Origin of the sequence: Corallococcus sp. AB032C (assembly GCF_003668935.1) — a bacterium.
Lineage (GTDB): Bacteria > Myxococcota > Myxococcia > Myxococcales > Myxococcaceae > Corallococcus > Corallococcus exiguus.
In genome coordinates this window covers 1-12,958 of sequence record NZ_RAWP01000099.1, presented here as the reverse complement: position 1 = coordinate 12,958, position 12,958 = coordinate 1, and the positions used below count along the sequence as shown (strand labels likewise).

14 protein-coding genes are annotated in these 12,958 nt (G+C 65.2%); 7 read left to right on the top strand and 7 right to left on the bottom strand.

Translation table 11 applies throughout. The annotated features are described in order from the left end of the window. Positions 1-34 precede the first annotated feature (34 nt). Positions 35-421, bottom strand: coding sequence for a glycine cleavage system protein GcvH (gene gcvH / locus D7X99_RS32575; RefSeq protein ID WP_121781147.1), 387 nt, complete (start codon positions 419-421; stop codon positions 35-37). A gap of 40 nt (positions 422-461) precedes the next feature. Beyond that, positions 462-1,547, bottom strand: coding sequence for a glycine cleavage system aminomethyltransferase GcvT (gene gcvT, locus D7X99_RS32570; protein ID WP_121781146.1), 1,086 nt, complete (start codon positions 1,545-1,547; stop codon positions 462-464). A 102-nt stretch (positions 1,548-1,649) separates the two neighbouring features. On the opposite strand from gcvT, the gene metF reads away from it, so the two are divergent. From metF to D7X99_RS32550, 4 genes are all read left to right on the top strand, one after another. Further along, on the top strand, positions 1,650-2,522 hold the full coding sequence (gene metF / locus D7X99_RS32565) for a methylenetetrahydrofolate reductase [NAD(P)H] (protein ID WP_120577398.1): 873 nt from the start codon (positions 1,650-1,652) through the stop codon (positions 2,520-2,522). After that, complete coding sequence (locus D7X99_RS32560) at positions 2,519-2,941, top strand: hypothetical protein (RefSeq protein WP_120577397.1); 423 nt, start codon at positions 2,519-2,521, stop codon at positions 2,939-2,941. The genes metF and D7X99_RS32560 overlap by 4 nt, the downstream gene beginning before the upstream one ends. Beyond that, positions 2,938-3,993 carry a homoserine dehydrogenase gene (locus D7X99_RS32555; RefSeq protein ID WP_121781145.1) on the top strand — a complete coding sequence of 352 codons (1,056 nt, stop codon included), beginning with the start codon at positions 2,938-2,940 and terminating at the stop codon, positions 3,991-3,993. The genes D7X99_RS32560 and D7X99_RS32555 overlap by 4 nt, the downstream gene beginning before the upstream one ends. Positions 3,994-4,086: 93 nt before the next feature. Next, a complete protein-coding gene (locus D7X99_RS32550) occupies positions 4,087-4,386 on the top strand; it encodes a hypothetical protein (protein WP_147476316.1) in 300 nt (99 codons plus the stop codon). A 49-nt stretch (positions 4,387-4,435) separates the two neighbouring features. On the opposite strand, the gene D7X99_RS32545 is transcribed toward D7X99_RS32550, so the two are convergent. Both D7X99_RS32545 and D7X99_RS32540 read right to left on the bottom strand, forming a co-directional pair. After that, a complete protein-coding gene (locus tag D7X99_RS32545; protein WP_121781143.1) occupies positions 4,436-5,374 on the bottom strand; it encodes an ADP-ribosylglycohydrolase family protein in 939 nt (312 codons plus the stop codon). Between the two features lie 62 nt (positions 5,375-5,436). Continuing rightward, on the bottom strand, positions 5,437-6,987 hold the full coding sequence (locus tag D7X99_RS32540; RefSeq protein WP_147476315.1) for an OmpA family protein: 1,551 nt from the start codon (positions 6,985-6,987) through the stop codon (positions 5,437-5,439). Between the two features lie 79 nt (positions 6,988-7,066). Between D7X99_RS32540 and D7X99_RS32535 the strand changes: the two genes are divergently transcribed. Both D7X99_RS32535 and D7X99_RS42960 read left to right on the top strand, forming a co-directional pair. After that, positions 7,067-7,381, top strand: coding sequence for a hypothetical protein (locus D7X99_RS32535; RefSeq protein ID WP_121781141.1), 315 nt, complete (start codon positions 7,067-7,069; stop codon positions 7,379-7,381). 238 nt (positions 7,382-7,619) lie between these two features. Continuing rightward, a complete protein-coding gene (locus tag D7X99_RS42960) occupies positions 7,620-7,796 on the top strand; it encodes a hypothetical protein (protein ID WP_158627104.1) in 177 nt (58 codons plus the stop codon). Positions 7,797-8,548: 752 nt separating this feature from the next. On the opposite strand, the gene D7X99_RS32525 is transcribed toward D7X99_RS42960, so the two are convergent. From D7X99_RS32525 to folD, 3 genes are all read right to left on the bottom strand, one after another. Beyond that, on the bottom strand, positions 8,549-9,376 hold the full coding sequence (locus D7X99_RS32525) for a ParA family protein (RefSeq protein ID WP_121781139.1): 828 nt from the start codon (positions 9,374-9,376) through the stop codon (positions 8,549-8,551). 496 nt (positions 9,377-9,872) lie between these two features. Further along, positions 9,873-11,144 carry an AAA family ATPase gene (locus D7X99_RS32520; protein WP_121781138.1) on the bottom strand — a complete coding sequence of 424 codons (1,272 nt, stop codon included), beginning with the start codon at positions 11,142-11,144 and terminating at the stop codon, positions 9,873-9,875. A 651-nt stretch (positions 11,145-11,795) separates the two neighbouring features. Next, a complete protein-coding gene (gene folD, locus D7X99_RS32515; RefSeq protein ID WP_121781137.1) occupies positions 11,796-12,647 on the bottom strand; it encodes a bifunctional methylenetetrahydrofolate dehydrogenase/methenyltetrahydrofolate cyclohydrolase FolD in 852 nt (283 codons plus the stop codon). 90 nt (positions 12,648-12,737) lie between these two features. Here folD and D7X99_RS43975 point away from each other — a divergent pair, with 90 nt between their 5' ends. Continuing rightward, positions 12,738-12,923 (top strand): hypothetical protein, encoded by a 186-nt coding sequence (locus D7X99_RS43975; RefSeq protein WP_233613886.1) that lies wholly within the window; start codon positions 12,738-12,740, stop codon positions 12,921-12,923. Positions 12,924-12,958 lie beyond the last annotated feature (35 nt).

Below are 12,958 nucleotides of genomic sequence, written 5' to 3'. Positions count from 1 at the left end.
CAACCGGGACGCGCGACTTCTTGCGCGCGCGGAACTACTCCTTGATGAACGTCTCGTAGGTGGCGGCGTCCAGCAGCTCGCTCAGCTGCCCGGCGTCCGAGAGTTCAATCTCCACGAGCCACCCGTCCCCGTACGGATCCGTGTTGATGTCTTCCGGCGATTCCGCGAGTTCGCCGTTCACCTTCACCACCTTGCCGGAGACGGGCGCGAACAGCTCCGACACGGCCTTGACGGACTCGACGGTGCCGAACGAGTCGCCGGCCGTCACCTGGGCGCCCAGCTTGGGCAGCTCCACGTAGACGATGTCGCCCAGCGTGTTCGAGGCGTGCTGGGTGATGCCCACCACGACGATCTTGCCCGAGACGCGGGCCCACTCGTGCTCCTTGGTGTACTTCAGATCCTGCGGGACGTTGTCGGCCATGGGGTTTCTGCTCCTCACAACAGGTGTGGAAGGAAGGGACTCAGGACTTCTTGAGGAAGGGGGTCTTCACGACGACGGCGGGCACGGCGCGTCCGCGGATGTCCACGTCGAAGGTGGAGCCCTCGGCGGCGAGGTTCGCCGGCACGTAGGCCATGCCGATGGACTTCTTCACCGTGGGGCCCATGGTGCCGCTCGTCACCTCGCCCACGCGCTCGCCGTTCTTGAGGACGGGGTAGCCGTGGCGGGGGATGCCCTTGTCGGTGAGCTCGAAGCCCACCAGCTTGCGCGGCACGCCCGCGGCCTTCTGCGCGGCGAGCGCGTCCTTGCCGATGAAGCCGCCCGCCTTGTCCAGCTTGACGATCCACCCCAGGCCCGCCTCCAGGGCGGTGTGCGCGTCGTCGATGTCGTTGCCGTACAGCGCGTACTTCATCTCCGTGCGCAGCGAGTCACGCGCGCCCAGGCCACAGGCCTTCACGCCGTCCTGCTGCCCGGCCTCCAGGAGCGCGTCCCAGAGCTTCACGGCGTCACCGGCGGCGCAGTACAGCTCGAAGCCGTCCTCACCGGTGTAGCCCGTGCGGGAGATGATGGCCTTCACGCCAGCGACCTCCCCTTCGGTGAAGCGGTAGGTGCCCACCTGGGACAGGTCCGACTTCGTCAGGCGCTGCACCAGCCCCACGGCCTTGGGGCCCTGGATGGCGATCTGCGCGTAGTCGTCGCTCTTGTCCACGGGCTTGACGCCTTCCGCGCGCGCGTTCATCCAGGCGAAGTCCTTCTCGCGGTTGCTGGAGTTGACGCAGATGAGGATGCGCTCGGGGCTGAAGCGGTAGGCGACGACGTCGTCCACGAAGCCGCCCTGGTCGTTGAGCAGGCCCGCGTAGACGGCCTGGCCGTCCTGGCAGCGGGCGAGGTCGTTGGATATGAGCCGGTTCACGGTCTCCAGGGCGCCCGGGCCGGTGAACTCGATCTCACCCATGTGGGAGACGTCGAAGAGGCCGACAGCGGTGCGCACGGCCTCGTGCTCGGCGGTGAGGGACGAGTACTGCACCGGCATGTCCCAGCCGGCGAAGTCGACCATGCGGGCCCCCAGCTTGCGGTGGGCCTCGTTGAGGGGCGTACGCCGGGTCATTGACTTCTCCAGGATGGTCAGGGGGTGGCGAAACGGCGCGGACTATAGCGGCGCACCTTCTCCGATCAAGGCCGACGCGGAAGGGACTAAACTCCGCCCGACATGAAGATTCGCAACTGCCTCAACCCCTCCAAGCCGAGCTTCTCCTTCGAGTTTTTTCCTCCCAAGACGGACGCGGGCGTGGCCTCGCTCCTGCGCACGGTGGAGGAGCTTGCCCCGCTGGAGCCGGGGTTCGTGTCGGTGACGTACGGGGCGGGCGGGAGCACGCGCGACCGGACGGTGGACCTGGTCACGCACATCAAGAAGCACACCGGCATCGAAGCGATGGCGCACCTGACGTGCGTGGGACACACCCGCGACGAGCTTCGTGACGTGCTGCGCCGGCTCGACGCGGCAGGCATCGAGAACGTGCTCCTGCTGCGAGGGGACCCGCCGCTGGGGCAGGCGACCTTCGAGCCGGTACCCGGGGGCTTCCGCTACGCGGAGGAGCTGGTCCGATTCGTCCGAGAAGAGGATTTCAACTTCTGCCTGGGGGGTGCGTGCTATCCGGAGGGCCACGTGGAGACGGCGTCGCGCGAGGACGACCTCAAGCACCTGAAGGCCAAGGTGGATGCGGGGATGGACTTCGTGGTGACGCAGCTCTTCTTCGACAACGCCTTCTATTTCGACTTCGTGGAGCGGGCGCGGCGGGCGGGCATCAACGTCCCCATCGTTCCCGGCATCATGCCCATCACCAACTACGAGCAGGTCCAGCGCTTCACGCGCATGTGTGGCGCGACAGTGCCCATGCGTCTGGCGTTGCAGATGGAGCGCGTGAAGGATCAGCCTGACGCCGTCGTGCAGCTGGGTGTCGCGCACGCCACGGTGCAGTGCATGGAGCTGCTCGCGCGCGGCGTGCCGGGCATCCACTTCTACACGCTGAACAAGTCTCCCGCGACGCGGATGATCGTGGGCGCGCTGAAGGGGCGGTCATGAGCGGTCCTGGTCCTCAGCTGGAGTCGGGCGACCCGCGCATCAAGATCTTCCAGATCGTGCGCTTCCCGGCGTTCTTCCTGCTCGTCGTGGGCGTGCTGCACGTCACCTTCAGCCTGCTCGGCGGGCTGCTGGCGGCGCTGAAGGTGGCGTCGCCCTTCTCGACGCCGGGGCAGGCGCCGGTGGTGCTGGAGTTCACGACGGGCTTCACGCTGGCCATCCTGGGCGGGATCCTCTGCGGGGTGCTCGCCGTCTGGGGCGCGTGGAACGCGATGAACCTCAAGGGGTACGGCCTGGCGACGGTGGGCGCCATCTGCGCGATGTACACGCTGACGCCCGGCTGTTTCGTGGGCGTGCCGGTGGCGGTGTGGATGCTCTTCACGCTGCGCCGTGACGGGGTGCGCGAGGCCTTCGCACCATGAACCCGCGCGCCGTCCGCACGGTGCGCTTCCTGCTCACGGGCCTTGGCAACGTGGGCGTGCCGCTCCTGGAGATCCTCCAGTCGCGCGCATCGCTGTTGATGGAGCGCTACCGGCTGGAGCTGTTGCCGGTGGGGTTGGCGGACTCGGGCGGCGCGGCGGTGTCGCCGAACGGGTTGGACATCGGCGCGGTGCTGGCGGTGAAGCGGGCGCGGCATTCCGTGGCGTCGCTGCCGGTGGTGGGGCGTCCGGGGTTGAGCGGGCGAGACCTGGTGCGCGAGGTGAAGGCGGACCTCTTGCTGGAGGCCACGCCCACGAGCTTCCAGGACGGGCAGCCCGGGTTGGACATCACGCGGGACGCGCTGTCGCGAGGCATGGCGGCGGTGCTCGCGAGCAAGGGCCCTCTGGTGCTGGGGTTCCAGGAGCTGGCGCGCTTGAGCGACCTGGAGTCACCGGGCCGCCCTCCCCTGCGCTTCAGCGCGGCCGTGGGCGCGTCGATGCCGCTGGTGAACGTGGGCCGCCGGGACCTGGCCCTGGGGAAGCTGGGCCGGTTCGAGGGCGTGCTCAACAGCACCAGCCACCTGCTGCTGTGCCGCATGGCGGAGGGCAGGACGTACGAGGCCGCGCTGGCGGAGGCGCAGTCGCTGGGCATCGCGGAGACGGACCCCACGCTGGACGTGGATGGCTGGGACACGGCGGGCAAGCTGGTCATCCTGGCCAACTCGGTGATGCGCGTGCCGACGATGCTGAAGGACGTGTCCGTGACGGGCATGCGCGGCGTGACGCGCGCGGAGCTGGACGCGGCGAAGGCGAAGGGTGGCCAGGTGCTGCTGCTGGCGCGCGGCGAGCCCGTGGGCGGAGAGCAGTGGGAGTGGAGCGTGCGGCCCACCGCCGTGGACGCGGCCCATCCCCTGGCCCGGCTGGGCGCGATGGAGATGGGCGCGGTGTTCCGCAGCGATTTGCACGGCGTGAACACCGTCATCAACGGAGAGCAGGGTGCGCGGGGCACGGGCGCGGCGATGCTGAAGGACGTGCTGGAGATCTTCCCGGACTGAGGGGTGGGGGCGTCACGGGCCACGGGGAAGATGTGCGAAGCTCACGGGTCCCACCGGCGTGGACCCGACACGCCGTTCCCCCCGAGGTACACCATGAAGCTGCTCCGACGCTCCGACCTCCCGAAGATGGCTTCCCTCTTGATGCTGTTCGCGGCGCCTGCCTTCGCGGCGGAAGAGACCCAGGTCTCTTCGGTGCAGGCGCCCGTCGAAGAGGGAGATAAGTGCTCCGTCTGCGGCCCTGCCCCCTGCTGCGTGGTGCTATGGACCGCGTGGTGCGGCTGCCCGTTCGCCAGCACCGCCAGCATCGAGAATGAAGCCCCTGCGGAGGAGCTCCTGGCGTGCGCGCCCCAGAGCCAGCCGCAGAAGGCTCCGGAGCAAAGCCAGTCGCTGTAGTTCCTGTCCGCGCGGCCCCCGGACGAATGAGGTCCGGGGGCTTCGCGTCTCATCCGCGAGCCACGGCGAGGAGCCGATCCAGGAGCGGATTCACCAGGTCCTCGCCTCGCAGCTGTGAACGCCAGCGGTGTGGAATGCCATCCAGGCCGTGGATGAGGCCCGCGATGCCGCCCGCCACGCAGGCCGTGGTGTCCGTGTCGTGGCCCAGCCGGATGGCGGATTTGACGATCTCTTCGTAGGTCTTCCCGTTCGCCACGCAAGCGCGTGCGGAGCGCAGGCAGTCCACGACGTAGCCGCCGCCCGTCCCCGGTGCGGGGTCGTCCGGTCGGACGTGGGCTTCCAGTTCCTCCCGCTGTGGGAAGCCTTCGACGTACAGGTCCCTGAAGGTGGCCACGGCTTCAGCCCACGGGTCCGCCGCGCCTTCGAGGATGCGACGAGCCCAAAGACAGTACAGCGCGCAGCACACCTGGGCGCGCACATGGCCATGCGTGACGCGTGACTGCGCCATGGCATCCGAGACGAGTGCGGCATCCTTGCCCCGATGCCACAGGGCCAATGGCAACACACGCATCAGTGAGCCATTGCCGTTGTCCATCGTGCCATTGGGGCCCGCGAGCATCGCCGGGGTGCCATCGCGCAACCGGCGCAGGGCGGTGCTGGTCTGGATGCCCACGTCGAACACGTCGCCATCCACGGCGAGGTAACCCCAGTCCTGCCAGTTCACCAGCCGCCGGCCCAGGTCCTCGCAGTCGAGCCGTTTCTGATACGTCAGCGAATCCAGGAGGCACAGCGCATGGGCGCCATCGTCCGACCACGTGCCCGGGGGGACGCGATCATGCGCGCGATCGAACCCCGGAGGTGGGTCGTATTCGATGGCCTCTGGGGAGGGAATCCTCTCCGGCCGGTGGAACTCGTAGGGCACGCCCAGCGCATCGCCGATGAGCAGCCCATACAACCCTCCCGCAATGCGCTCCTCGCGGTTCATCATGTCCAAGCCTCCCTGTCCCGGACATAGTGTACCACGGACACCATCGTCGTGTCTTGGCGTTCCTATTGAGGAGGAGGCGCGGGGATGGAGCGGGACGAAGTGGGCTCGCCCAGGATCAACAGCAGCTCCGCGCGGCGGTTCTCGCCCCGGCCTGATTGTGTCCCATTGGAGCCCGCGGGCCGACGCGCACCGAGTCCCCGGGCCTCCAAGCGGTGGGCCGGGACGCCCTTCCGCATGAGGTAGTCACGAACCGCCTCCGCGCGAGCCAGGGACAGGCGCTGGTTGGAGGCGGAGGAACCTTCCGCGTCCGTGTGGCCTTCGATGACGACGCGCTCCACCTCGGGATGCTCCAGGAGCACCCGCGCCACCTGATCCAACACGCGCGAGCGGCCCGGCAGCGTCGTCACGCCGACCTCGAAGAAGACCTGGCCATGGAGGACAAGGCGCTCGCGGGTCAGCGTGACGAGCGGGTCGCCGGTCTCGGGGCAACCGCCGTGCTCCCGGGTCCCCTTCTCATGGATGCAGGCATCCAGCGCGTCCACGACACCGTCCCCATCCGTGTCGGTGTCGGACCATGCCGGCTCGACGGAGGGCTCGGGCGTGGGGGGCTCGGGAGGCGTGGGTTCGGGCTCGATCTGGGGCTCGGCGGGAGCACGCGGCAGTCCCTGGACGAGCTCGTAGACGATGTCCTCCGGGGGCGGAGGCGGCGGCTTGTCGAAGAGCATCAGGGCCAGTCCCGCGAGAACCCGGAAGCGGGGCGTCCCAGGCTCGGAGCCCAGGCCCGCGCTGCCCATGGCGAAGAACTCGAACGGCCGGACGGGTGCGTAGCGCAGGCCGCCCAACAGTTCGCCGCTGAAGCGCTGCTGCCGCCAGGAGTAGGCACCCAACGCGGACACCTCCGCGCGGAGGGCGTAGCCCACCGTCACTCCCGCACCGGCGCGAAGCTCGTTGCCCACGCCGTTGATGCGGTCCACGCTGGAGCCGGACACACCGCGACGCAGGAGCACGCCCAGTTCCAGCGCCGGAGCCACGGCCCCCCACCGCTTGCCCATCATGACGCGGCCCTGGCCGCGGACACCCCGGTCACGGGCAAACGCTCCCGAGCCGCCCACGGGCAACCGCATGTCCAGGTCCACCGCCAGGTGGAAGGCGTCGGGAGCGGAGGTCCCCAGCAAGCCCAACCGGGCCGCGATCCGTGGTGCCCCCAACCCGCTGCGCGAAGGCGAGGCGATGGACAGCGAGGTGCTCAGGTCCGCGCCACTTTGGTGGATGACGCCCGGAAGCTGGGCCTGAAGCTCCAGCCACGGCAGCACGCCGACGGCCATCGAGACCAGGGCGGTGGTCCGGGACAGGACGAGCGAGGGCTCCAGCAAGCCGTTCGGGATCCGCAGGGAGGAGTGCTGGTAGTGCGCCATCAAGGAGATGCGCAGCGCCCCGGGCGTCAGCAGTTCGCCATTCCCGAGTGCAATGGGTCCCAGCCCCGGGTTGGGGTCCAGTCGCTCCAGGGAGAACGTGGGCAGGGCCGTGGCGTCCTGGGCGCGCGCAGGGGTGGCGAGCAGCAGCAGCCCCAGCGCGGCCGCGCCACGCGCACATCGGTGCAAGACCGGACCCATGCGCACATCTTCCGTCATGTCCCCTCCGGGGCGAAGAGGAATGGCGGGTAGACTCCCCTTCCCTCTTGGAGACACGCTCATGCAAATGCAGCAGTCACAGAAGTCTTGGAGCCTGTGGGTTGGCGCGTTGCTGTTCATCGGCTGCGGCCCCGAAACGACCCAGGAGGACTCCCCCGCGGATCAGACGTCGGGATCAGCCCGCCCGGTGCGCGCCATGACTCCGCCCAACAGCTGTGACGAAAGCGTGGATGTCGGCTGGTGTCGCGTCTACAGCGACCGTGTGCCCTGCAATAACGGCATTGAGATGTATGCCATCTGGACACCGGATGGCTGGTGCAGCCCGCGCGACGTCTGCAAGTACAGCCAGGGCCCCGAAATCATCTGTCCGCAATAACGACTCCAATCGCTTCCGATTGGAATTCGAGCCATGGCTTCCAACCCAGACCTCCAAGCCAGACTGCTCCAGCAGTCCCCTCCCCCTCACGGAGACAGCCATGCAATGGAAGCCGTTGGCGAAGTCGGTTTGATTGGCGATGGGTTCCGCGATGCTTCTCGTCGCCTGTGGACCTGAAGCAGCGCAGGAAGCACCGCCGGAGACTCAAGCCTCGCAGACAGACAACCGGGTGCGCGCCATGGCTCCACCGACCAGCTATGACCCGGACACCGACATCGGCTGGTGCCGGATTCCTACTGACCGGGTCCGCTCCGCGAATGGCTTCTACATGTATGCCTATTCGACGCCGGACGGCTGGTGCATCCGCTACGACGTCTGCAAGAACCAGGGTGGACCCTACATCTGCGGTCTGTAGTCCCATCTCGTCTCCTGCCTCCCCAACCTCGCATTGCCCGGGGAGGTCCGGAGTCGCAACTCGCGTCCTCGCGGGTGCAATCTCATCCCTCGCAGTATCCCAGTCGTCGAGCCTGCGCCAACACGTCACATTTCCTGCGGCAAGACTTCCCTCTGGATATCCGTCTTGGATACGCCTATGGTGTCGCGCAGGCCCGCTCGGTCGTCCGCCCGAGGCCTGCCCCCTGCAGTCGCGGTGGATGCGGCGGCAGCAGCGGCAAGATTTGCATTCAGAGGCGCCTGGTACGACCGCGCGGCCCATTCTATTAACGTGGTCATGTCCTCAGTTGTCGACAAGGCTCTTCCACTGCGAACTCGACCCAATGTCACTCGTCCGATGGTCGCCCTCCCATGGAACGCGTGTCCGAGGGTAGAAACACGTCATTACGGACTGCTCGCCGCATTATTTCCGCAGTGATTGCGGTCCGAATCGAGGAGAGATTCTTGGCTTTCCGTGCCCGAGCCGCGAGCGTTCGATCAAGTGCGCCGGCAATCGCGACCAAGTCCGTAGCCTGATCGAGAATTGCCCGCACGGCGATCTCCCCTCCTGTGCGAGCCGCTCCGAATAATGGACCGAGGTCGGCCCGTGCCCCACGACTCGGACGTACCGGCTTGGGTGAACGAAGACGCTCTGAAATAGCATCCACGAGTTGTGGAAGCACGGACTCAAATGCGGCACGCAGAGCTGCCTCTAGTTGGGCGGCGTCGGGGGGGCTACGGGACACGGCGGAGGAACTCCTCAGTTAGAGCGGCGAAGTCCGCATGTAGTGTACCCCAGCGCTGGAGAAGTGTGCGCGGCTCGGGGTAATCCCATCCCTCTTCGGCACGGACGCTTGCACGAATTTGTGTAGCCCAGACGGGCTCCGCCTCCGGATTTTTCTCGAGTTCACTCGTAATGGAGTGATGCAGTTGAGTTCGCGTGTCAATGCGGTTTACAATGGTACCGTAGCGCCTCAGCTTACGACGCAGTCCTTTCGCAAATGTTTGAATACGACCAACGAGCAATTCAATTCCCGACACCGCAATTGGCGAGGGCATTACTGGGATTAAATAGCCATCAGAGAGGGCAAGTCCATTCAAAGTAATAACTCCAACTGAAGGCGGACAATCAATCAAGACATGGTCGAAATTCTCGCAAAGAGGCCCAAGCACCTGCTGCAGGACAAGGTATGGAGATCCGACGCGCCTACTCCATTCAACTGCATTCTCCATTGCGTCAGCCTCAACATCTGCGAGCCGTGGCGTACTTGCGACGATTTGGACTGGCAAAGCGCCTTTGACACGCCTGACCGGCTCCACGTGAGGTGGAACAGATTTTCGTTGAACCACGGCCTCGAACACATCCGCCACGGTTTGCCGTCCACGATCGAGGTCTTGCCAGCGAGCCTCACCGATTGAAGCGGTAGAGAGATTCGCTTGGGGATCTAGGTCCAACAGCAAGACTCGTTTGCGGTAGACGCCTGAAAGATGATCCGCCAGCGCGAGCGTAAGGGTCGTCTTGCCGACGCCGCCCTTGCGGTTGATCAGACTAACGACTGCCATTAGGGGACTCCCGCGCGACGCAGACCATCTTCGTAACTCAGCACGTGGCCCGTCGGCCAGCCTCGCCACTCCAATCCCTTATCCGCAGTGACAATTGGTGTGTCGGGGGAAGCGAGACCAACCAAGTATGCGTCTACCGGGGCGGCCCAGCGTGGCCTTACGTCTGCTCCGGGGGCCAACCCGAGGGAATGTCGCCACATAGCTTGCTTGGCCGAATGCCAAGCAGCATCGTCAGGAAATTGGCGAGCAAGCGCCATTGCAAGATCGGCGGCACTCCGCTGGTCGAGAATTCCGGCACGAAGCGTATTTGGGAAATTTAGATACCAGACGTCGATGCTCTCAGGTCGATAGTTAGCGCCGAGTTTGCGTCTAAGTCGGAATAAGCATTCTGCATGAACAAGAGCAGGAACGACCACCTCGTGACCTGCAAGTTTGCAGGCCTCAAGGAACTTGCGGAGCCGGCCAGGAGTCATGACCGAAGTGTCGATCAGGAACCTCACAGGGTATCGTCCTCCGGCAATGTTGAATCTAGCTCCTCACCCGTAAGAATCTGAATGCCATTTTCGTTCGTGGTGAAATACACGAAGTCCCCCGGACGTAGCCCTTTCCTCTCGATGATATTTGGCGGAAGGCGGATTGACCCATCTTGTCCGAGCCTGCCGTGAACATCGGCCGGCTGCAGGAGTGGCGGGACGCTGAAACGTCCACCGACGGCAACCGCAGGCCCCTGGCGAGCGCGGACGATGCCATCTTGGCGCTCTAACACGACGATTGGATCTTCGGCCGCTACAAGCTGGATCGCGTGAGTGGCAATCCAAACTTGGTTACAGATGGAATGTATGACAGCCCCTTTGATTTCATTGCGCAAGCCATCAAGTGCAGCTGTACCTACGAACGCTTCCGGTTCTTCAAGACAGACAACTGGGGTGCCTGCGAGATACAACGCGCTCATCGTGGCCACAGCGCTCTGAATTCCTCCACCAAGGTGCTCAATCGGAAGGGTCGTGTGCTCGGTCACCCATGCGAGGTCCTTTGCCCCTGCCGCCCCAACAAGCACATCGATTGCTCCGACACCTAATGCCGGGAAGGCCGCCGCAAGTCGTCGAAACCCATTTCGAAGGCGAGTACGCCGAGCAGCGTCACCCGACGCAAGAGCGTCAAACAAGCTTTCGCGAAGCGAGCGGGATAATGGTAGCGACGGCGAGGCTCCGAAGCTTACGGCAACAGGCGTGAGCGCTGTCCTGAGCCCTTCTTCAGCAACGGCAAGATCAGCTTGAGCCTGTTCCAAACTACGGCCAATGCTCGCGACTTTTTCAGTCTCTCGCGCATCGCTAAACGCATTTGTCAGGTCGGTTACGCTGTCCCGTGCAGCAACAAACTTGGTACGAAGGTCGTGCCCCCCCTGCTCGGCATGGGTGCACGCAACCTCAAGACCGTCGTCCCTGCGAGTAAGCCGGAAGCCCACTCGCAGGCCATCATCCGTCTCAGCCTCCAGTTCGATTACTCCACCAGCACGTTCATTGAAAATCGAGGGATCTTGGTGGAACCGCTCGAAAAATCCTAGCGTCGGCCAAGGGCGACCGCTACCGAGCAACTCGTTTGGATGGACTTGACACATACGGCCGAGCAACTCAAGAGCAAGGAGCACACTCGACTTGCCGACTGCATTGTCGCCATATAGTGCGACATAAGATCCAAGCTTGTTGAGTTGGAGTGCCTCCGATATGGCTCGATATCCGCTGACTCGGAACGACTGGATGGCTGTCACATTGACTCCGTCTTAAAAGGTAGCCGCTTGCACACGTTCTATTCAATGTGCGTATCCGCGGTCGCGTCCAGGTGCAAGATGCTACCAAATTCACCCATTTTATCCCGCCCGGGGCTTTCTACGTCGGTAAAATGTGGCCTGAGCCCCCGAGTTACCCATCTGATTCACGACTCGAATGAGTCCGGCGCTAGGACGGCGTTGATGAAGTCGCGGTCGCCTCCCTTCGAAGGGCGACCGCTGCGGGAGCCCAGCACGGGCGCAAGGCAGAGCCACTCGGCATCTCAGAGCATATCGGAGGCCAACCAGCATTGCTCATGCTTGGCGCCCGTCGGCAACGACGCGGTGCCCAGGCCCCTGCCAGTTCGAAGGAACGACCCGCCGGGTCGATTTCCTATCTGAAGCTCAGGGACAGCCCCGAGTGGCGTCTTTATGTCGACGTAGTGTTCGCCCCAACTGACTCGACTCAACCAACCACGAGCTACACGCAACATCAAATATACACTTCGACTCAGCTAGTGAACGCTGAAACCCGTCAGCGAGATAGAACTGGCTTCGGTCCCTATCCACACGGCGACCATGCCTTACGGCTACTCTCAACTTGGCGCAACTCACACGCATCAAATGTCTTGGCCTTAGAGGCAAGGCCAACCTTCACTTCCCCGCGCGCTGAGCCGCCTCCAGCGTGTTCTTCATCAGCATCGCAATCGTCATCGGCCCCACGCCACCCGGCACCGGAGTAATGAACGACGCCCGCTCCGCCGCGGCAGCGAACTCCACATCCCCCACCAGCTTCCCATCCGCCTTGCGGTTCATCCCCACGTCAATCACCACCGCGCCGGGCTTGATCCACGCGCCCTTCACCAGCTCCGGCACGCCCACCGCCACCACCAGGATGTCCGCCTGCGCCACCTCCGCCGGCAGGTCGCTCTTGCGGTGGCACACCGTCACCGTCGCGTCCTTCTGCAGCAGCATCAGCGCCTGCGGCTTGCCCACGATGTTGCTGCGGCCCACCACCACCGCGCGCTTGCCCGCCGGATTGCACCCCACCTCTTCCAACAGCCGCATCACGCCGTAGGGCGTGCACGCCCGCGTCGCCGGCCTGCCCAGGAGCAGATTGCCCGCGTTCATCGGGTGGAAGCCGTCCGCGTCCTTCTCCGGCTTCACCGCCGCGATGATGGCGTCCGCGTCGATGTGCTTGGGCAACGGCAGCTGCACCAGGATGCCGTGCACCGCCGGGTCCTCGTTCAGCTGGTGCACCAACGCCAGGAGCGCGTCCTGGGTGATGGTCTCGTCCGGGTGGTGCTCCCAGGAGTTGAAGCCCACCTCCTCGGCGGCCTTCTTCTTCCCCGTCACATAGATTTTCGACGCCGGGTCCTCACCCACGCGCACCACGGCGAGCCCCGGGGTGATGCCGCGCTCGGCCTTCAGGCGCGCCACCTCCTCCTTGATCTCCGCCCGCACGCGCGCCGCCACTGCCTTGCCGTCAATCAACTGAGCCGTCATGCGACCCACCTTATGCAAGACTGGCCCGGCACAAGGGAGCGAAGCGAAGGCATGGGTGCGGGAAAAGTTCTCGGGGCGATGTTGGGTCTCATGGCCGGCCTCCTCATTGGCGGGCCCTGGGCCATCGTGCTCGCCCTCATCCTGGGCACCGCCCTGGGCCACTACTTCGACGAACAGCACGGCGCTCCCCCGGACTTCCCTGAAATCTTCAGCGACTTCCCCTCCACCTTCGAGCCGCCTCCCAAGCCGGCCCCCCTCCCCCAGGGCCCAGGCTGACTCTTATACACATCTCCGAGCCCACGAGACGCTCA